Origin of the sequence: Methylomonas sp. EFPC1 (assembly GCF_016925515.1) — a bacterium.
Classification (GTDB): domain Bacteria; phylum Pseudomonadota; class Gammaproteobacteria; order Methylococcales; family Methylomonadaceae; genus Methylomonas; species Methylomonas defluvii.
Genome location: NZ_CP070494.1, coordinates 2044815 through 2066386 on the forward strand (window position 1 = coordinate 2044815; position 21572 = coordinate 2066386).

Sequence of the window (21572 nt, forward strand, 5' to 3'; positions counted from 1 at the left end):
TTGAGATTGTTGGTTTACTGGAGTCGACCCGTTGCGGACAGCCCCCGATTTCTGGTGAGCGACTAATTTAGTCTTTACATTAGCCCATGGATCCCGACAGTTTGTTCACAATTTCAAGGTGGCTGTAGGGCGGATAAGCGTAGCGTAATCCGCCAAATGGGTTAAACTCTTTTCATGCCAAACTATCGACGCAATCGCATTCCTGGTGGCACCTATTTTTTCACCGTCAACCTGCTCGAACGGAAATCGATGCTGTTGATCGACCATGTTGTAGCGTTACGGGAAGCGGTACGAGTGGTACGGGAAAAGCAGCCATTTTACTTGTGCCCTATGGGTATATCGATGCTTGGGTGGTTTTGCCTGATCATATGCATGCAATCTGGACATTACCGGCCGGTGATGATCTATATTCCAACCGATGGCGAGCAATAAAAAAAGCCTTCTCGAAAGCAATCCCTAAAACCGAATATCGTTCAGCAACCAGAATAAAGCGCCACGAGCGTGGCATATGGCAACGCCGTTTTTGGGAGCATACCATTATCGATGACGCCGACTATGCGGCACATATGGATTATATTCATCATAATCCGGTCAAGCATGGTTGGGCGACAGCGGTTAAAGATTGGCCGTATTCAAGTTTTCACCGCTTGGTCAAGATGGATATTTATCCATTAAATTGGGCGGGGTTAGATTTGGCATCATTCGAAGTGGGCGAACCGGATAATTGACGCATTATCGGCGGATGACGCTTTGCTTATTCGCCCTACGGCCCTGGCAAAATAAGCTGTCCTTTAAAAGGAATGTACGATTACGCAAGCTAATCGTACATTTCGAAGCCAACATTCCTCCGATTACGCTACCGCTAATCGGAGCGGCCTAATTTTTTGCAATTGTCCGCTGTATATGATTATGAAAAATGAACTTTTACAATTAGCATCAAATATAGACAATGCTTTGGAATATAATAATGCTCTATTAAATAGTTTTCTCCAAGAAATTGAAAAATTTAAATCACAAAACATAACTTCATTTGATCTGGCGTAACTCGATTTTTTTGCTGCCAATATCCATGCCAATTTACAGAAATCAGCAACAAACTCTGATTCTATTGAAAAGAACATTTACCACTTAAGATTGTCACACGCTGCTTTCCACGATATTCCATTATCATTGGATAATTTGGATCTGCGTTATAGAGTCGAAACCAATCTTGGTAATGCTTTAAGTTCTGTTGGACGTTTTGTTGAAGCCTTGGAAAGATGGGATTCGGTTATTGAAAAGCATCCTGATTTTGGAATGGCACATGCAAGTAAAGGCAAAGCACTTTTTGACTATGCGCAACATTTATACGATGAGGATCAAAAGCCAATTTTTCTAAAATACAGTCATATCTCATTAAACAAAGCATTGGAATTAGGTGTAGAAGAACATGCAAAAGAGTTTTATGGAAACTTATTAATATATTTAAATAGTATTGCCAACTGGGAAAGTATCTCGATTGAAACCAGCAAAAAAATTCCTGGACGCTCAAAGCTGGAACGAACTTACCGTCAATGGAGTTTAGATAACCGACTTTTTCTTAATCCACTAAATGATATTGAAAAAACAGCGAATGCTAGTTATGACAACTTACATCTTCCGTCTATTACGACACTAATTTCAGACACCCCCCCTGAGATTTATGGAATCTATAACCAACTGAAGCAAGAGTATATAGCATCTCGTTATATTCTATTTGAAGCTATTGAAGAATCTCAAAAAATAAGCCTACATTTTTCTGATCGGCAAATGTATTTGGTGGACATGCTGGATGCTCGTATTTATCGACTTTGGGTTGAAAAAGCCAAAATGGCATTTCTAGGTGCTTATGCAATATTCGACAAAGTTGCTTATTTGATTAATGAATATTGGACGCTTGGATTGAAAACAGACAGAATTGATTTTCGTAAGGTCTGGCATCAAAATACTGATTGCAAAAAGGGCTTAACAGGCTGGTGAAAAACCCGCCGATATTTCCCCTTACCCACGATGTAAGTGATTTTTTCGAGTTGAAATCGGTCATGACATCGAGTTTCAAGCGTTTTGCCCCGGTTTCAAGGGCTTTTTATTCGCCTGAAGCCGTCTGTGGACGGTTTTCAGGCGAACTTCACCCTAGGCGGGTGCACTCCACGCCGGTTTCGGCGTGAACACCAATAGGTTGAGCATGCGCGTCAGGTTGTAGGCGGCAAAGCAAAACAAGGCCTGACCCGCGACTTTGGCTAAGCCGATGTGACGAGTTTTGCGCAGGCCGCCGACCGTTTTGACCCAGCCAAAGGCTTCTTCGACGATTTTGCGGCGCTTGAGACTTTGGGCGTAACCTTTGCCGCGCGCGGTGCGGCCATCGACGGCACTGCCGGTCTTTTTGCGGGCCACATGGGCTTTGATGTCACGGGACTCGAGTCCGTTGACGAACGCCGCTTGGTCGTAGCCTTTGTCGGCACCGACGCTGCCGCCTTGGGGCACGCGGCGTTTGATCATGTTTTGCGCGGCTTCGATTTCGGCGGTGCCGGTGGCTTGAGTGGTTTCGACATCGACAATCAGGCCGTTGCGATTCTCGGACAAGGCATGGGTGATGTAACGCAGTTTGGCCTCGGTGTATTCGCCTTTCTTGTAAAGCCGGGCTTCGGGATCGGTCGTACTGTGGTGGGTGGCGTTGCTGCGCTTTTCGCCGCTGAAGTCGACCTCGGGATTGCGGCCGGCGGGTTTGTCCGGGCCGCTGCCGTCTTTTTTAACGAAGCTTTTATGCGAGGCCCAGGCTTCAATGAGGCTACCGTCGACGCTGAAGTGTTCGTCGGACACCAGATTTTGCCATTCGGCTATGGCCAGTACCCGCTCAAAAAATTCGCGACTCAGGGCTTCGGACAGCAGGCGTTCGCGGTTGGCGCTGAACACGCTGCGCTCCCAGACAGCATCGTCGATACCCAAACCAACAAACCAGCGAAACAACAGGTTGTAGTCCAGTTGTTCCATCAACTGACGCTCGCTACGGACCGTATACAGGACTTGTAACAGCAAGGCGCGCAGCAGTTTTTCGGGGGCAATCGAGGGACGGCCAGTGTGCGAGTAACGCGCGGCAAAGACGGCATCCATCGAGGCCAGTACGCCATCGACCAACAGCCGTAAACGGCGCAACGGATGCTGCTTGGGAATGCGGTCTTCCAGGTTGATGTAGCTGAACCAGTTGTTTTGGATAGCATCGTGTCCGCGCATTGAAAGGCTCCAAATTTAGGTAGCCTATTTTAACAGTTGGCGGCTCATCTATGCCTTAGCTTACTTGGCTTTTCGAGTTTTTCACCAGCCTGTTAACCCATGCATTTCAAATGGATAAAAATTGGCCGCTTAACAGGCTGGTGAAAAACCCGCCGATATTTCCCCTTACCCACGATGTAAGTGATTTTTTCGAGTTGAAATCGGTCATGACATCGAGTTTCAAGCGTTTTGCCCCGGTTTCAAGGGCTTTTTATTCGCCTGAAGCCGTCTGTGGACGGTTTTCAGGCGAACTTCACCCTAGGCGGGTGCACTCCACGCCGGTTTCGGCGTGAACACCAATAGGTTGAGCATGCGCGTCAGGTTGTAGGCGGCAAAGCAAAACAAGGCCTGACCCGCGACTTTGGCTAAGCCGATGTGACGGGTTTTGCGCAGGCCGCCGACCGTTTTGACCCAGCCAAAGGCTTCTTCGACGATTTTGCGGCGCTTGAGACTTTGGGCGTAACCTTTGCCGCGAGCGGTCCGGCCATCGACGACACTGCCGGTCTTTTTGCGGGCCACATGGGCTTTGATGTCACGGGACTCGAGTCCGTTGACGAACGCCGCTTGGTCGTAGCCTTTGTCGGCACCGACGCTGCCGCCTTGGGGCACGCGGCGTTTGATCATGTTTTGCGCGGCTTCGATTTCGGCGGTGCCGGTGGCTTGAGTGGTTTCGACATCGACAATCAGGCCGTTGCGATTCTCGGACAAGGCATGGGTGATGTAACGCAGTTTGGCCTCGGTGTATTCGCCTTTCTTGTAAAGCCGGGCTTCGGGATCGGTCGTACTGTGGTGGGTGGCGTTGCTGCGCTTTTCGCCGCTGAAGTCGACCTCGGGATTGCGGCCGGCGGGTTTGTCCGGGCCGCTGCCGTCTTTTTTAACGAAGCTTTTATGCGAGGCCCAGGCTTCAATGAGGCTACCGTCGACGCTGAAGTGTTCGTCGGACACCAGATTTTGCCATTCGGCTATGGCCAGTACCCGCTCAAAAAATTCGCGACTCAGGGCTTCGGACAGCAGGCGTTCGCGGTTGGCGCTGAACACGCTGCGCTCCCAGACAGCATCGTCGATACCCAAACCAACAAACCAGCGAAACAACAGGTTGTAGTCCAGTTGTTCCATCAACTGACGCTCGCTACGGACCGTATACAGGACTTGTAACAGCAAGGCGCGCAGCAGTTTTTCGGGGGCAATCGAGGGACGGCCAGTGTGCGAGTAACGCGCGGCAAAGACGGCATCCATCGAGGCCAGTACGCCATCGACCAACAGCCGTAAACGGCGCAACGGATGCTGCTTGGGAATGCGGTCTTCCAGGTTGATGTAGCTGAACCAGTTGTTTTGGATGGCATCGTGTCCGCGCATTGAAAGGCTCCAAATTTAGGTAGCCTATTTTAACAGTTGGCGGCTCATCTATGCCTTAGCTTACTTGGCTTTTCGAGTTTTTCACCAGCCTGTTAAGGGGCTATACTGGCTGAGCAAGGATATTTACTATAAAAATGATGCCCTACCTACAGAACCGGATGCTAAGCAATTGAATAATATCCGTAATCATATTTCACATAAGTATTTAAAAGTTCAGAATTCCTGTTACTGCCCTAGTAGTCATCGAAAAGCCAATGGTTATGAATCAACTTACCCGATTGATGAAAATGAATTGCAAGAACAGACCATAAAACTTTTAAAACTCGCTCGTAGTGCATTAATTTATTTATCTTTGGCTGTTGAGAGCCATGAAAAGCAAGCCAAACAAAACAATCAAGGACTTTCAGTACAAATGCAAATGAACGAAGTTGGCTACCAAAGGTGGTAGTTTTTTTACAAAACTACAATTTAGACCATAAGGTTCTCCAGCCTTATAAAGAGTTCCGCACATTTTTGGGTTTACTGCGGTGGCTTAATAAACAGACGTTCACTAGCCCGTAGGGTGCGCTGAACAGCGTGAACTGCATCGATCGCGATTTGTGCGTTCGTAAACTCACCAAATCTACGCCTGCTTTTGGCAGGACATTTGTCATTGGCACTTTTATTTCGCCCGGCAGTTTTTGGCCGATTGAAGCCAGATGCTTGGAAGTGCCAACCAACCCCAAATGCAAATGGCTGTTATCTCTAATCCTGAGTCAAAGCAATCAATCGTTTGACTCCCGGCAAGCCTCCAATCACCAGCGCTCCCGGTAATCATATCGGGGCATCGGCCGCGGCGGATAGCCGTAATAGTCCAGCGGCGGCCGCGCGAAATAACGCGGAGGCGGGGGCGGGTAATAGCCCAATCTTGCCGGGCCATGCATCCTAAAATATGGCCGGTAAGCATGCCCGTGATGGTGATGATGCCGCCTATGGTGGCCATGTCCCCAATCGTCTCCATGCGCCAAAGCGGTTCCGGACCATAACACGCCGATTAACAATATCGTTGTAAGCCTGAACATATATCCTCCTTTGTGGGATTGTTTCAGTCGCGGCGGATTGTTCGCCTTTTTGCTTAAAAACCTCTTAATTCCGCTGCGCTGTTTGAAAGCAGAGCAGATCGAATGCCGACTTGCACATCGCTCAAACCATTGGCGCCACATTCCCGAAGCGCTTCAAAATCCCGGATTCCGTCCTTCTCAATTTATTTCCACCGTGTTTAAAACATGCTGCGCAATAACCAGGTTCATGCATCTTTGGTCAGGCCGGGTAACATCGCCAGATTAAAGTTTGATGAAAATGCCGATTTGAATGAACCTTGCTGGTTTACCCAGGAATAAACGCTGCACGTAACCGCGGTTTTGTCTGGTTACCGAAATTGAACCGGGCGTCAGATTATCCTCACTGGAAACTAATGGCGCCCGCATAGTGACGATGCAGCAAAAGGAATCCGGGCCATGACGCTTAGCAAACAATCCAAAAGAATCATTGTGTATTCCCACGATACCTTCGGTCTGGGCAATATCCGGCGGATGTTGGCTATTTCTAAATCATTGGTGGATGCCGACCCGAATGTCTCGGTGCTGATTTTGTCCGGTTCGCCGATGTTGCACGCCTTCCGGATTCCGGACCGGATCGATTACATCAAATTGCCGTGTCTGTCGCGTAGCGTGAAAGGCGATTATTCGGTGAAGTTTCTGGACATGGAATACGCGCAACTGCTCAAACTGCGCAGCAACATCATCCGCTGCGCAGTGCTGGATTTCGACCCCGATTTGATTTTGGTCGATAAAAAGCCCTACGGCGTCAGCGACGAATTGGGCGCGGCTCTCAATCTGATGCAACGCCGCGGGCACCGTGCCAAGCTAGTTTTGCTGTTGCGTGACATCCTCGACAGTCCGGAAAGCACGATACCGGTCTGGAAAAAAAACGGCTATCACGACGCCATTCAATCCCATTACGACAAGGTGCTGGTGGTCGGTTCGCCTGAGATTTACGACATGCGCAAGGAATACGAATTTCCCGACGCCAGCCACGAAAAAGTCGACTTTTGCGGCTATATAGCCCGCGAACGCAGCGACAAACGCGCCGGCGAAATTCGGCAGCAAATCGGCTGTACCCAGGAACGTCTGGTGCTGGTGACAGCGGGTGGCGGTGAAGACGGTTACCAATTGCTGCACAGTTATCTGGAAGGCTTGAATCGGCAAGATCTGGGCGACAACACCATGACCCTGATGATTTGCGGTCCGGAAATGTCGGAAAGCCGCCGCCACCAGCTTGAAATTTTGGCGCGCAGTTGCCGAAACGTGGTGATTCAGGAATTTAACACCGACATGATGGCCTGTATGGAAGCCGCTGATTTGGTGGTCAGCATGGGCGGTTATAACTCCACCTGCGAGCTATTGACCTTACGTAAGCGGGCGATCTTGGTACCGCGCGTCAAACCTTCGCAGGAGCAATGGATACGCGCGGAACGCCTGGCCCTGCAAGGTTTGGTGCGCGCCATTCACCCCAACAATCTGACGCCCAAATTGCTGATGGATACCGTCCGCGAGGAATTGCGCCGCACCAACGTCCACCACAGCCGGATGTATCAAATCGACATGGGCGGCTTGCCGCGCATCAGCCAGTCGATCAGCGACCTGCTTTACGACTGCCCGGCAAACCTGCCGGCAACGATCAGGGCTTCGACTCGCAGCGCCAGCGCCGACTAACTCAATTTGCCGAATACATCACTCGGCGCGAGCAACGCCGAACGGCCCCTTATGGATTACACCATGCAAAACCACGACAACCAGGCGCAAGTCGCCTACATCCTCAAAGGCTTTCCGCGCACCTCGGAAACCTTTATCACCAATGAAATCCATTTATTGGAAACCTTTGGCCTCAAACTGTCGATCTTTTCGATCAAGCAACTCGAGGGCCAAAAGCACCATGCCGTGGTTGACCAAATCAAAGCGCCGGTAACTTATCTGCCGCAAGCCGACGATTTGACCGGGCGCAGCTTTTGGGTCTGGCTGAAGGAAAACCTGCCGAAATTTACGGCCAGCCACGGCCGGCTGTTCCAGAAGCGGCCAATCGCCTATCTCAGCGCTTTGCTGGAGTGTTTCAGCATGTCGATCAAGTACCGCGAAAGCTGGCTGGATTGGCCTCGCACCGTTTTCATCAAGGAATTTCTGCAAGCCGGCACTATCGCCGAAGCGGTATTGCAGAATCCGGCCATTCGTCATTTGCATGCGCATTTCTGCCACGGCGCCACGACGGTGGCGATGTTCGCTAGCCGGATCAGCGGCCTGCCGTTCAGCTTTACCGCCCACGCCAAGGATATTTACCTAAAGGAATTGAATCCCGGCGATTTGCTGCAAATCAAAATGCGCCGCGCTAAATTTGCCGTGACCTGCACCGGCGCCAATCAGCAACATCTGGACGCCTGCAAAGGCAGCGATATTGCCGTGCACCGGATTTATCACGGCCTGAACACCGATTTGTTTGTGCCGGAGCCGCGCGAGCAATCCGTCGCTGATTCTGTTCCAACCATTCTGTCAGTTGGGCGGCTGGTCGAGAAAAAAGGCTTCGATTATCTGGTCAAAGCCTGCGCGATGCTGCGCGACCGCGGCGTTAAATTTAACTGCCGCATCGTCGGAGGGGCCGATAAATACGCGCAGGTGATCAAACAACTGATCGCCGATCTGGATTTACAAGATCTGGTCAGCCTGCCCGGCGCGGTCACGCAAGAAGAATTGCGTGGCATTTATCAGCAAGGCGACGTGTTTGCGCTGCCGTGCTTGGTGGTGGACAACGGCGACCGCGACGGTATTCCCAACGTCTTGGTCGAAGCCATGGCGATGGAAATGCCGGTCATCTCCACCGACATTTCCGGCATCCCGGAACTGATTCAAGACCAAGTCAACGGCCTGCTGGTGCCGGAGAAAAATGCCGCAGCCATGGCCGATGCCATCGAACGCTTGTTAAAAGATCAGGCTCTGCGCCAGCGCCTGGGCCAAGCCGCGCGGCAAACCGTCTGCCGGGATTTCAACTCCCGCCACACCACGGTAGCCTTGAAAAACCTGTTCGACGCCTGCTTGGCAGGTGAAATGGTGGAAGCGCATGTCTGCTGTGCTGAACACTCTTAATACCGACCCGCGTCTGCAGGCACTGGCAGCGCCGTATTGCGATATGACGCCGGCTGACTTGCTGGCGTATTTCCATAGCCGCCAGCATGTCAGCTATTTTTCGGTGATCGACGAAGAGCAAAATACCCCGGAAAAACTGGACGGCATATTGCGCAATCGCTTTGATTTCAACCACGAGCCTTATCAGCTTGCTGATGATTTCGATTGGCTGAGCAACCCCAGCGCCGACGTCGAATGGCTGATTCTGTTGCACAAGTTTTATTATGCAGTCGGATTGGGCCGGCGCTTTGCAGAGACCGGCGATAGGCGCTACCGCGATAAATGGCAAGCGCTAACCCGCCGTTGGATAGCTAGCGTACCCATCGATTTTCTGTCCAGCGACGTCACCGGTCGGCGGGTGCAAAACTGGATTTTTGCCTACCGTTATTTCGTCTCGGCGGCCACCCAATCGGCCATTGATGCGCAGTTTCACCTGGATTTTCTGGCCTCGCTGCAACAGCAAGTCGCCTATCTATGCGACAACCTAACCCCGGCCCGCAATCACCGCACGCTGGAGCTTTACGCGATTTTTCTGGCGGCGGTGGTGTTTCCGGAATTGCGCGGCGCCGACGCTTGGTTGAGTTTTTCGATTTCCGAACTGCAACACAACTTGCAAACCGACTTGCTTGCCGACGGCGTGCATTGCGAGTTATCGACCGATTACCATCACATCGTGCTGCGCAATTTTCTGGGGATTCGGCGGTTGGCGATGTTGAACGACATCGCACTGCCGGCCGACATGGACGCAGCCATCAAAAAAGCTCTGAACTTTTGCCTGCATGCGCATAAACCCGACGGTTTTATCCCGGCCATCAGCGACGGCGACAGCGCCAATTTTCTGGACTTGCTGCGCCAAGGCCATGCACTGTATCAAGATCAGGCGATGCTGTATGTCGCCACGGCCGGCCAACAAGGTCAAGCGCCAGCGGAGCCTTCGAAAACCTTTACCGCCAGCGGCTACAGCATCTTGCGCAGCGGCTGGGGCGATCAAGGCGAAGCGTATCAGGACGAACGCTATTTGTTTTTCGATTGCGCGCCGCTGGGGGCCGGCAACCACGGCCATCTGGATTTACTGAATATCGAAATGGCCGCTTACGGTCGCTCGTTGATTGTCGATCCGGGCCGTTATACCTACGACGAATCCGGCGACACCAACTGGCGGGTAGTGTTTCGCGGCACGGGCTACCACAACACCGTGCAGGTGGACGGCAAAAATCAGACGCTTTATGCGCCGCACATTCGCAAATACAAGATTCAAGGCCCGGAACCGGCGCGCGAATTTAAATGCGCGCTGCACCGGCCGGGATTTGACTATCTGCACGGCATCGCCGCCAGCCATGAATATCCGGTGATTCACGAGCGCAAAATCCTGTTCATCGCCGGCGAATACTGGCTGATCTGTGATTTGCTGCGCGCGAAGCAAAACCACGACTACGAACTGCGGTTTCATCTGGATGCGCTAGCTCTGCAACGTACGACCACCCGAGTCGATGCCGCCGGCTTGCGCGTCGATTCGCCGAATCTGCTCATGCTGCAACTCCCGCAACCGGATACCCAATTAACGCTGGAGCCCGGCTTTGTCTCGCCCAGCTACGGTGTCAAATACCCGGCGCCGGTCGTCAAGTTTGCCGCGCATGCCGCCGACTATTGCTTTTTGACGGTGCTGTTTCCTTATCAATCGACGCCTCCTCGGCTGACGCTTGCACAGCTGCCGGTCAGCCAACACGGTCAATCGGTGGGCAATACCATAGCCAGTGCCCTGCGGATTCACAGCCAACAGGCGCACGGGGACTATCTCGACACTCTATTTCTGGCGCACCGCAAAGGCGGCAGTTATACGTTTGCTGATCTAAATACCAATAGCGCGTTCGTATTCCGCCGTCAGGATAGTCTGGGCCGGGTGATGGCGTGGCATACCGAATCGGCTGCGGCGGCAAGGGAATAAATGATGAAACCCGAATTTCGCGCGATGGATAGTTCAATCCTGTCAGGCAACCCAGGCGCCGATAAAGCTGCGTTATTGCTGCCGCCGTTCGATACTTGCTCACCCGCCGAGTTGTTAGCGCATTTTCGCCAGCGCGCAGTGGACAACTACTTTCCGCTCAAACCCGGAAAAGCCAAACATGTCGCCAGCGCGGCGCCGATACTCGACAATGAATTTACTCTGAATAACGAGACTCACCGTTTAGGCAACGGATTTGACTGGTTGCACAACCCCAGCGCCGATCTGGAATGGCTGATTCTGCTGCACAAGTTTTATTACGCCCGCGATCTGGCCTTGGCCTACGACTATAGCGGCGACGAAGGTTATGCCGACAATTGGGTGGCATTGGTCGGTTCCTGGATAAAGCAAGTGCCGGACGGGTTCGTGAACAGCCAGGTGACTGGCCGCCGCTTGCAGCAATGGCTGTTGGCTTACCACTACTTCGTGCCGGGCCGGGACTGCCAAGCGATAAACGCCGAATTTCTGCTGGCGTTTTTACATTCGATACAGTCGCAGGCGCTATTTCTTAGCCGTAACCTAACCCCAGAAGGTAATCACCGCACCATCGAGCTGTCAGCGATTTTCACGGTTGCGATTTTATTCCCGGAGCTTAGCGCTTCGGCCGAGTTACTGACCTTTGCCCAGAGCGAACTGCTGGCCAATCTACGCCAGGATTTCCTGGCCGACGGCGTGCAAAAAGAGCTGTCCACCGACTATCACCACACCGTATTGAAGAACTTTTTACGGGTCCGCGAACTGGCGGATTTAAACGGCGTGAACTTGCCCGAGCCATTCGATGCCGTCATTGAAAAAGCCCTGGAATTTTCGATTTACGCCCACAAACCCGACGGCTGGCTGCCGGCCATCAACGACGGCGACGTCAACAGTTATCTATCGCTACTGGGTAAAGCCGAACGCTATTACCCCAGCGACGCGCTGCGCTATGTGCTCAGCCAAGGCAAGCAAGGCCAGCCGCCGACGCAACGCTCGCGGCTGTTTGCCGACAGCGGTTATTGCATTCTGCGCAGCGACTGGGCCGAACGGCCTTATGCCGACGGCCGTTATCTGTTTTTCGACTGCGGCGATTTGGGCTTTGGCAGCCACGGCCATTATGACTTGTTAAGTTTTGAAATGGCCGCTTTCGGCCGCTCCTTGATCGTCGATCCGGGCCGTTATACCTATCACGAACACCCAAGCGACGACGTCAACTGGCGGCATGCGTTTAAAGGCACCGCCGCCCACAACACCGTCATGATCGATGGCAAGGATCAAATGGCCTACCAATGTCATGAACCGGTCGGCCCGCAACCCCATGCTGCGGTAATCCGTTTTGAATCGAATCAAGGCTTTGATTTCGTGCATGGCCGCGCCCTCAGCCCGCGTTACGAAGTCGATCATCAGCGCAGCATCTTCTATGCCGAAAACGAGTACTGGATTATCAGCGACCTGCTAAGCGGCTGTACCAGTCATCGCTACCAACAATTTTTTCATCTGCCGCCACCATGGTCAGCGCCAATTCAGTCCCTGAATAATCGGCAAGGCCAGGGCGTTTGCCTGCCTAACCTAATAATCGCGCAGGCGCCGCGTGCCGAGGTGGCGATGCGCATTGAATCGGGCTGGTTTTCGCCGGAGTATGGCGTCAAACACGCCGCGCCGGTGCTGAGTTTCAGCCAAGAGGGCGACGGTACCCGTTGGTTTCAAACCGTGCTGTATCCCTATCGCGATGACGCGCCTGACATCCGGATCGACAGCTTGCCTGTCAGTCAGTCGCAGCATCCGGCAACGCCAATGCAGGCCATGGCCCTGAGTATTACGCTAAAGACCACCGGCACGGTTTATAGCGACTGTTTTTTTGTTAGCCATCTCAACGAGCCCGCGGAATACCGCTTTGCGGATATTGTCTGCCGGGCGCGGCTGTTGTTCGTGCGCCGCAATCTGCTGGGGGAGATCGTCAGCTTGCAAGCCGATGCTATCGAAAGTCTGAGCATTGCCGGCCGCACGCTATTAGACAGCCTAGACAAACCGGTTACGTTGAATTATCGGCAAAGCCCGACCAATCCAACACCGTCAGCGGTTTGGGAGCGCGCGGCATGAGTCAAGACCCGCAATTTCCGCAGATGTCGGAGGCATTGAATCCAACCTTGATGGGGCCCTTGCTGGATTGGCTGCTGGAATGCGCGAGCAGTCAATCGTCCGGAAACGGCTGGCAGATCGGCGAAAAACGTTACAAACCGGGGAAGAGCCTATTGGTGGGCTATCGCTGGACTGGACAATCTAACAATCCGCACACCCGCTTCGCCACCGGGCGGCTATGTTCGCCGGCTGAGGTTAACCGCGAATTTGAACGGGAGCTCGCCAAACGGCCCGACTTGGCAAAAGGCGCGCTGACACTATTGCAACACCCGGCCATGCTGGTGTGGGCGTTTCCGTATGATCGCAAACTGCGCCATTTGCCCACGCTGCTGGACCACCAAGCAATGGCGATCCGCCTGCAAGCACCCGACCTGCTGGGTATGCCTGTAGAAAGTTTGCAGTCCGAGGTGTTGCATTATCTTGCCGAGCGTTCCTGCATGATTCGTTACCGCCTACATACCGCCGCAGCCGCGCAGCCGCGGCTGGTGTATGCCAAAATTTATGCGGATGACGCGGGCCGCGAAACCTTCGCCGTCATGCGCCAGCTTAACGGAACATTTAGTTGGGGCGCCGAGGCTTTGGCTTTTGACGCGGAGACGCTGACGCTTTGGCAATCCCATCTGCCCGGACAAGCTTTAACGTGGACGGCGTTGCAGGCGGATAGTGATGGGATACTGGCCGATCAGATGGGACAGTGCGTGGCGGACTTGCAAGCCTGTCGTATCGATACAGCAAGACGTTACACGCAAGCCGATGTGGTGCAAGGCTTGTTAGCCACGCCAACCCTGGCTGAACAAGTTCGCCCCGAATGGGCCGGCCGTATTGCCCGCTCGGTAAACAGTTTGTTGGACCAAGAGCCGCGTCAAACGCCATCTGATCTGGCAACGCTGCACCACGACTTGAAACTGAATAATTTTTTGTACGACGGTCAGCGCTTGGGCTTGATCGATATGGACTGCGTATGCCTCGGCGACCCGCTGCTGGATTTGGCCAGCCTGATTGCCAATATTTATTTAAACGGCATTCGCGACGCGGCTTCGATTGAATCCATCCATCCCCTGGTCAATCGCTTGGTGTTGAGTTACCAACGCCATCGTCGGCAAGTGCTAAATCTGGCGGATTTACGTTGGCAGGTTTCCGCTGCGTTAATACACGAAGTGGTGCGCCGCAGCTTGCGCCAACTGGACGAAACCCGCCTCAAACAAATCAAACGCTATCTGGCGCTGAGCGATATTTACGCGGCTCGCTGTGGGCAGGCTATTGGAGTAGACGATGTGCTCATCTGATCAGCCTCGGCGGATTTATTTGGCTCGTCACGGCCAGAGCGAATTGAATCTGCAACAACGGATTTCCGGCCAAGCCGATGCGAAACTATCCGCCAAAGGCATGCAGCAAGCTGAAGCCTTGGCGGACGTGCTGAAACAGGAAACTTTGAGCACGATATACAGCAGCAGCCTGATCCGAGCCATACAAACCGCCATACCCACCGCGGCCATGCAGGGTTTGCCCATCAAGACTTTGGCGGGTCTACGGGAAATTGGCCTAGGTATCTTGGAAGGCCGGCATGTTGACGAGCGCGACCCGGAGGCCAGCCGGTTATGGGCGGCGCGGGAACTGGATAAACACGGCTTCAGCGTACCCGGTTGTGAAGCGTATGCGGATTTTAGCGCGCGGGTGCTGAGCACTCTGCAAGCCATGTTGGCCGGCGGCGGCGAGGCGATGTTGATCGTCGCCCATCGCAACACCAACGAAATCATCTTGAACCAATTGTTGGGCGCCGATTTTGCCGGCGTAGCCAAGATCAATATCAAAAACAAATACCTGTACGCCATCGATTTACACAGTAACGCGGAGGTGATGACGATACGTCTGGGCGGGGAGCAGCATGGCCGGCGCTATGCGGGGTTGCGCACATGACTAACCCCTTGGCGCAATTTGCCCCCTTGCTGGATGCCGATTTGATGGCCATCGCACTGCACCAGCATTTGCCCGAATGCCAAGCCGGTGACTGGCAAGTGACCGGCTGCGAGATTCAGCATCCGCGTTACAAAACCTATCGGCTGGCTGAAAACCGCGAGCGCTCGTTTTTATCGCTGGTTTACCATCTGCGCGGCTGCCATCCAGCCGAAACGACCGCCGAGCGGCGCATACTCTACGCCCGTGCTTATCTGGGTCAGCGCAGCCAGCAGGCCTACAGCGAAGCGCAAGCCAACGGCGAGCGGGCGATACATCTTGCAGAGCTGGACATGGTCGGCTGGCGCTTTCCGGACGATCCGGCGATGCCCTGGCTGGCGGAGTTGATGGATAGTCGGCAGATTGCCGAGTTGGAACAACGGCCAATATCGGCTATCGAGATCGTCAATTACCGGCCGGAAATTCGTTGTACGGCGCGTTACCGCTTCGCCGCCGGCGAAACTGAACCTGCGCGGGTGGTTTACGGCAAAACTTATGTCGATCAACGCGGCCGGACGATTTATCACAATCTGGGTTTACTGCAACAGCAACCGTCTTCAGTCGCAGACTTTGTCATGCCCCAAGCACTGGCTTACGCTGCCAACTGCCGGACCCTGTGGTTGGACGGCTTGCAGGGCCTAGCGTTGGCGGCGATGGATTTTACGCGCGAGGTAGAAGCCAAACTCCCGGTTCTGGTCGCTGCTCTTGCCGCATTTCATCGGCTTACACCGCCACCATCGCTGCCCACCATAAGCTTGCCGCAGCACTTGCAAGAGTGGCGTAAGAAAGCCGACAAATTGAGCGTGGCCTATCCCGCGCAGCAAGCGAAACTGACTGCTTTGCTAAGCGAACTGGGCCAAACTCGCCCGGAGTTTGCAACTCTGGGCTTGATCCACGGCGATTTTCACATCGATCAATTACTGGTGTTGGCGGACGGCCGATTGGCGCTGTTTGATTACGACGAATTGACGCTGGGCGACCCGTTGCAGGATTTGGCCAATTTCGCGGCGGATTTATACAACTATCCCTATCCGGTTGCCGTAATAGACCGACTGGTTCAGCAACTGTTTACGACTTATTCAGCCAACCACAACCAAACCGACCCGCAACGCTTTGTTTGGCATCTGCGCGGCCAGTTGCTGACCCGCGCCTACCGTTGCTTCATCCAACAAAAATCAGAAGCCCAGCAACGGGTCGCTGATTTTATTGCGCTGGCTTTGCGTCCCTGGCCGCTGGCCGAATGAATTCACCGGAAAACTACCCATGACCGACCAAACCCAATCGAACAGCCGCTTCAGACAAATCGTATGGGCGCATCTGCGCCGGGTACGCGGCAGTATAGTCACGGCGATTGTCTGCATTATCGGTTCCACACTGACCAGCCTGATCGTGCCCTGGCCGATGAAGCTGATTTTCGATCATGTGTTGCTGAATCATCCCTTGCCGGCCCATCTGGCGGCTGCGCAACCGTTGTTGCACGGCGGCAGCGAACAAGCGTTGTGGATCCTGTGCGGCAGCATGGTGCTGATTGCCCTGTGCAAAGGCGTGTTTTCCTACTACCAGTTGTTCCTGACCTCGCGTATCGGCTATTTATTGGTCTACACCTTGCGCAGCGAATTGTTCGATCATTTGCAACGCCTGTCGCTGGCGTTTCACAGCAGCACGCCGTCTGGCGAGTTGCTGAACAAACTGACTAGCGACACCAACACCTTGAAGGACGTCTACGCCGATTCGGCCTTGACCTTCACCACCCATGTGCTGACCGTCCTGGGCATGTTCGTGATCATGTTCAGCCTGAGCGTGAAACTCAGCTTGATTGTGCTGGCCAGTTTTCCGCTGCTGTGTTTGGCTATCGTGCTGATTTACCGCAGGGTGAAACGCTCGGCGCGCAAGCAACGGCATAACGAAGGCCGCTTGGCGTCGCGGGTCAGCGAACTGTTGAACGCGGTGCCGCTGGTGCAAACCTACGGCATGGAAGATGTCGAGCGCGAGCGTTTCGATGTGGAAAGCAGCCAGTCGATGACCGAAAGCGTGCGTACCGCGCGCATCGAAGCTGGCGCGACGCGGATGATCGAAATCATCAGCGCCATCGGCACCGGCATCGTGGTGTTGTTCGGCTGCTTGCAGGTATTCGACGGCGTGCTGACGCCGGGCGATGTGCTCGTGTTCAGTTCCTATATCGCCCAAATGTATCAACCGATTCGGCAAATCACCCGCTTGGCCACCCGTTTTTCCAAGGCCAGCGTCAGCATCGAACGCATCAGCGAAATTTTGGATACCGAGCCGGACATTCAGGACCCGCCGAATGCGATAGTGCCCAGCGGCTTGCGCGGCGAAATCGAATTTAACAATGTTTCCTTCGGCTATCCGACTGGCAAACCCATTCTGCGGGATGTTTCCTTTCATATTCAGCCGGGCGAACGGGTGGCGTTGGTTGGTGCTTCGGGGGCCGGCAAATCCACCATCGCCCGCTTGCTGATTCGACTTTACGACCCGCAACAGGGCGTTGTGCGCATCGACGGCATTGAAGTTGATCGTTATCAACGCGCCGGCTTGCGCCGGGAGATAGGTGTTGTGTTACAGGATTCGATTCTGTTCGGCACCAGTATTCGCGAGAACATCGGCTACGGCAGCCCGGATGCCACGATTGAAGCGATTGAAGCAGCCGCGCGCATGGTGCATGCCGATGAATTCATCCGCAATCTGCCGGACGGTTACGACACGGTGCTGGGCGAAAGCGGCGGCAATCTGTCCGGCGGTCAAAAGCAACGCCTGTGTCTGGCGCGGGCCTTGTTGCGCCAATCCTCGATTCTGATTCTGGACGAGCCGACTTCCGCAGTGGATGCCCAGTCTCAAGCACTAATCCGCGATGCCATCGACCAATTGCACGGCGGCAAAACCGTGCTGATGATCGCCCATCAGTTTCACACCATCCGCCATTTCGACCGGATTTTAGTGCTCAAGCAAGGCGTGATTGTCGAGCAAGGCAGTCATGAAGCCTTGATGCAGATGGGCGGCCATTATCACGAACTGTATAAACTTCAACACGGATTGCGTGCCGCATGAACCACTACAAACCGCGCTTATTGCTGTATTGCCAGCATTCACTGGGCATGGGCCATTGGGTCAGAGCCATGACTTTGGCCAATGCCTTGAGCCGCGAATTTAGTGTGACATTTCTGAACGGCGGACGGGCTCCCGATCATCAGACAACTGCTGGCGACCTGGATATGTTGAATCTGCCGCCGCTGGGCATGGGCGAGGATCATCAGCTGTATAGCCAGGATGAGCGTTACAGCGTTAAGGAAGCGCTGGCGTTGCGTCGGCAATTGATACTCGATAGCTATGCCTTAATCAGGCCGGAAGTGGTATTGATTGAATTATTCCCGTTCGGCCGCAAGAAATTGGCCGGCGAGTTGCTGCCGCTATTAAAAATCGCGCGCCGGGACAAACAGGCTAGGCCATTGGTGCTGTGCAGTCTGCGCGACATCATGGTCAACGCCCGCAAGGATCAGAGCCGCCACGACGAACGCGCGCGCTGGATAACCGACCGCTATTTCGACGGCCTGCTGGTGCATGCCGATCCCAGGTTTGCCAGATTGGAAGACAGTTTTAAGCCGCGTCATCCCCTGCAAACCCCGCTGCTGTACACCGGCTTTGTCGCTCCAGGCCGCATTCCGGCCCCGATCAAACCGCCACGGTGCGGAGTGTTGGTGTCGGCCGGTGGCGGCATGGTCGGCGCACCGTTGTTTCAAGCGGCGGTTCAGGCTCATGCCATCAATTGGGCTAAGGAAAAACTACCGATGACCATCGTCGCCGGGCCATTTTTACCGGAAGCGGATTGGCAGGATTTAGTCGCCCAAGTCAAAGGCATGGCCGGTCTCACGCTAGGACGCTCGGTACCGGCGATGCAACCCTCGTTGCAGGCACACAGCCTGTCGGTGAGTCAATGCGGCTACAACACGGTGATGGACATTCTTGAATCTCGTACCCCGGCATTAGTCGTGCCGTTCGTGCGCGGCCAGGAAGACGAGCAAATTCAGCGGGCGCAAAAATTAGCAGAATTGGGCTTGGTGGAAATGCTGAATCCAACCGAACTGACCGGCCAGCGCTTGGCCGAGCGGATTTTGCAATTAAGGGATTTTTCCCCCAATCCTTCCGGCCTGAATCTGGCCGGCGCCGACCATACTGTGCGGCTGATTCAAGAATTACTCGCCGGCAAAAACAATTCGCTTGCCGAGTCGCAGCCGAAGGAGTGCGCCCATGCCTGCTGATTGGCTGGCTCCGGTCCGCGCAGCATTGGATGCCAGAGGGCGGCCTCTCGAGATTTTCTTTCGCGACGACGATGCCGGCTGGGATGACGGCCGGCTGTTCGACCTGCTCGATTGCTTTCAAGCCCGCCAGGTGCCGATTGATCTGGCCGTAATTCCGCAGGTCATCAGCGAAAATCTGGCCGAAGCGCTGCTGGGCCATTGGCGGCGAAATCCATTTATGTTGGGCTTACATCAACATGGCTACAGCCATCACAACCATGAAAGCCAAGGCCGCAAATGCGAATTCGGCATCAGCCGCAGCGAACAGCGGCAATTTAAGGATTTGCTGGCTGGCAAACAACAGCTTGAGTGCCTGTTCGGGTCGGCGCTGGACAGCATCTTCACGCCGCCTTGGAACCGCTGCAGCCAAGCCACGGCTGATAGCCTGATCAAACTGGGTTTTCAAGCCCTGTCGCGCAACCTAGGCGCCGCGCCGCTGTATACCGGAAGATTACGGGAAATTCCGGTGGCTATTGATTGGTGCGGGATCAGAATCAAATCCGCTCAGCCCTGGATGGCGCTGGGCCAAGCCATCGCAGAGGCGTTGCATCCGTCGCACCCGCTACCACTGGGTATTATGTTGCACCATGCCGTGATGGACGATGACGACCTTGAGCATCTGCAAGCCTTATTGCAGCTATTTCGCGAACATCCCAATACACGCTGCCGCTTGATGCGCGAATTGTTAGAGGACGCGAAAGCGCAAGATGCGCGGTTGTCTGCGTGTTCGCTTGAGTCTCACGCTGTGCTGGCAGCTATGCGTTCCTATCTCAATTAACCACCCAACTGATTTACCCTGCGTTCATGAGTTTTAATTCCTTCATACTAAAAACCGGAAAAACGGCATTAATGGCCGGCGGCGCGTTGCTGAGTTTATCCGTGTTTGCACAGACCACTACCGGGCAGGTGGCCGCCAACAAATCTAATGACAATGCCTTCCGCCAAGACAACGGCGACGCTGTCCGCAAAGAGCCTTTGCGCATCAACCCCGGCGACAAACGGCCGGCTGACCAGTTCAAGGTCGATGTGTTCGGTCACCCGCTGACTATCGGCGGCGCTTACGAACTGGAACCGCGCTACGTGGAAGACCGACGGCTAGACCCGCGCCGCGATGACGACGTGGCCAACGTTTATCAAGATTTAAAGCTGGAGTTGTTTTACCAGTGGTCTAAATCGCTATCGTTTTTTGTGCAATCCGACGTGTATTACGACCCGGAGGTGTACACCGAGAGCGGTCTGGACCAATACGAGGCGGGCATCAAACTGACCCAGGCTTGGCTGTTCATTCACCAAATCCTGGATTCGGGTTTTAGCCTGCAATTGGGCCGGCAACGTATTGCCGACAAACGCCAGTGGTGGTGGAACGACGAACTGGACGCGGCGCGGATTTATTTTGGCGAAGACACGCTGTTCGCCGAGTTGGCGATTGCTAAGGAACTGGGCTCGAAACAGTCGGATCAGGATTTCATCGATCCGGTCAGCGACCGGGTGGTACGGCTAATGGGCGATATGGTCTGGCAATGGGACCCGAAGCAAAATTTATCCTTGTTTTTTCTCAGCCAGTTCGACAATTCCGATAATCAACGCCCCGGCGACTTGATCCGCGCCAATCGTAAAGACAGCAGCGATGGTGACTTGACCTGGTTTGGCGGCCGAGCCATGGGTAAATTCAAAATCGAACATATCGGTAAAATCGGCTATTGGCTGGATTCGGCATTCGTGTTCGGCGATGAGACTACCCAGACCTTTACCGACATCAACAGCAACGTCTCCCGAGTTGGCGCGCAAACCCCAAGGCAAGTCGAAGCCTGGGGCATGGACGCCGGCATCACCTGGTACAGCAACCTGTTCCTCGAACCCTATGTCACGCTGGGCTACGCATACGGCTCCGGCGACAGCAATCCCGATGACGGCACCGACAACAGCTACCGGCAATCAGGCATCCACAATAACAAAATAAAATTATCCGGAAGCCAACGCTTTCGTTATTACGGCGAACTGTTTCGACCGGAGTTATCGAATTTGAACATCATGACTGCGGCGCTGGGCTTTCCGATCTCCGAGCAAAGCTCTATCGATTTGCTCTACCACCACTACGAACAAGCCACGCCGTCATCGGTGATTCGCGATTCGCGAATTCGCGCCACGCCCAACGGCCGGAGCGGCACGCTGGGCGACGAGTTCGATCTGGTATTGTCCTTGGACGAATGGAAGCATTTGCAGGTGCAATTTGCCGGTTCGATCTTCATGGCCGGCCCGGCGTTCGGCGCGTTGGAGGGGAATAATTCCTTTCAGCTCGATTTGACCTTTAAATACAGCTTTTAGCGGCTTGTT

At 54.0% G+C, this 21572-nt stretch carries 16 protein-coding genes; 14 read left to right on the forward strand and 2 right to left on the reverse strand.

Features of this window, described 5'->3' with window-relative positions; translation table 11 throughout:
- Positions 1-368 precede the first annotated feature (368 nt).
- Both JWZ98_RS23500 and JWZ98_RS09420 read left to right on the forward strand, forming a co-directional pair.
- Positions 369-728: a transposase gene (locus JWZ98_RS23500; protein WP_346015193.1), complete on the forward strand. Its 360-nt coding sequence runs from the start codon at positions 369-371 to the stop codon at positions 726-728.
- A 406-nt stretch (positions 729-1134) separates the two neighbouring features.
- Positions 1135-1998: an LA2681 family HEPN domain-containing protein gene (locus JWZ98_RS09420; protein WP_205454088.1), complete on the forward strand. Its 864-nt coding sequence runs from the start codon at positions 1135-1137 to the stop codon at positions 1996-1998.
- A gap of 153 nt (positions 1999-2151) precedes the next feature.
- Here JWZ98_RS09420 and JWZ98_RS09425 read toward each other — a convergent pair whose 3' ends face one another.
- Both JWZ98_RS09425 and JWZ98_RS09430 read right to left on the reverse strand, forming a co-directional pair.
- Complete coding sequence (locus JWZ98_RS09425) at positions 2152-3249, reverse strand: IS5 family transposase (protein WP_205450272.1); 1098 nt, start codon at positions 3247-3249, stop codon at positions 2152-2154.
- 297 nt (positions 3250-3546) lie between these two features.
- Positions 3547-4644, reverse strand: a complete 1098-nt coding sequence (locus JWZ98_RS09430; protein WP_205451336.1) for an IS5 family transposase — start codon at positions 4642-4644, stop codon at positions 3547-3549.
- 64 nt (positions 4645-4708) lie between these two features.
- On the opposite strand from JWZ98_RS09430, the gene JWZ98_RS09435 reads away from it, so the two are divergent.
- The 12 genes from JWZ98_RS09435 to JWZ98_RS09490 all read left to right on the forward strand — a co-directional run bounded on the left by JWZ98_RS09435 (position 4709) and on the right by JWZ98_RS09490 (position 21563).
- Positions 4709-5092, forward strand: coding sequence for an LA2681 family HEPN domain-containing protein (locus JWZ98_RS09435; RefSeq protein ID WP_205454089.1), 384 nt, complete (start codon positions 4709-4711; stop codon positions 5090-5092).
- Between the two features lie 1048 nt (positions 5093-6140).
- Positions 6141-7397 (forward strand): glycosyltransferase, encoded by a 1257-nt coding sequence (locus JWZ98_RS09440; protein WP_205454090.1) that lies wholly within the window; start codon positions 6141-6143, stop codon positions 7395-7397.
- Between the two features lie 63 nt (positions 7398-7460).
- Complete coding sequence (locus JWZ98_RS09445) at positions 7461-8816, forward strand: glycosyltransferase family 4 protein (RefSeq protein ID WP_205454091.1); 1356 nt, start codon at positions 7461-7463, stop codon at positions 8814-8816.
- Positions 8791-10800 carry an alginate lyase family protein gene (locus JWZ98_RS09450; RefSeq protein WP_205454092.1) on the forward strand — a complete coding sequence of 670 codons (2010 nt, stop codon included), beginning with the start codon at positions 8791-8793 and terminating at the stop codon, positions 10798-10800. The genes JWZ98_RS09445 and JWZ98_RS09450 overlap by 26 nt, the downstream gene beginning before the upstream one ends.
- Entirely contained in the window at positions 10801-12933 is a 2133-nt protein-coding gene (locus JWZ98_RS09455) for an alginate lyase family protein (RefSeq protein WP_205454093.1), read from the forward strand.
- Entirely contained in the window at positions 12930-14258 is a 1329-nt protein-coding gene (locus tag JWZ98_RS09460; RefSeq protein WP_205454094.1) for an aminoglycoside phosphotransferase family protein, read from the forward strand. The genes JWZ98_RS09455 and JWZ98_RS09460 overlap by 4 nt, the downstream gene beginning before the upstream one ends.
- Positions 14245-14889 (forward strand): histidine phosphatase family protein, encoded by a 645-nt coding sequence (locus JWZ98_RS09465; RefSeq protein WP_205454095.1) that lies wholly within the window; start codon positions 14245-14247, stop codon positions 14887-14889. The genes JWZ98_RS09460 and JWZ98_RS09465 overlap by 14 nt, the downstream gene beginning before the upstream one ends.
- On the forward strand, positions 14886-16169 hold the full coding sequence (locus tag JWZ98_RS09470) for an aminoglycoside phosphotransferase family protein (protein WP_205454096.1): 1284 nt from the start codon (positions 14886-14888) through the stop codon (positions 16167-16169). Before JWZ98_RS09465 ends, JWZ98_RS09470 begins: the two co-directional genes overlap by 4 nt.
- Before the next feature lie 19 nt (positions 16170-16188).
- A complete protein-coding gene (locus JWZ98_RS09475) occupies positions 16189-17991 on the forward strand; it encodes an ABC transporter ATP-binding protein (protein WP_101055592.1) in 1803 nt (600 codons plus the stop codon).
- A complete protein-coding gene (locus JWZ98_RS09480) occupies positions 17988-19199 on the forward strand; it encodes a glycosyltransferase (protein ID WP_205454097.1) in 1212 nt (403 codons plus the stop codon). Before JWZ98_RS09475 ends, JWZ98_RS09480 begins: the two co-directional genes overlap by 4 nt.
- On the forward strand, positions 19189-20016 hold the full coding sequence (locus JWZ98_RS09485; RefSeq protein ID WP_205454098.1) for a hypothetical protein: 828 nt from the start codon (positions 19189-19191) through the stop codon (positions 20014-20016). Before JWZ98_RS09480 ends, JWZ98_RS09485 begins: the two co-directional genes overlap by 11 nt.
- A 26-nt stretch (positions 20017-20042) precedes the next feature.
- Positions 20043-21563, forward strand: a complete 1521-nt coding sequence (locus JWZ98_RS09490; protein ID WP_205454099.1) for an alginate export family protein — start codon at positions 20043-20045, stop codon at positions 21561-21563.
- The last annotated feature ends 9 nt before the right edge of the window (positions 21564-21572 follow it).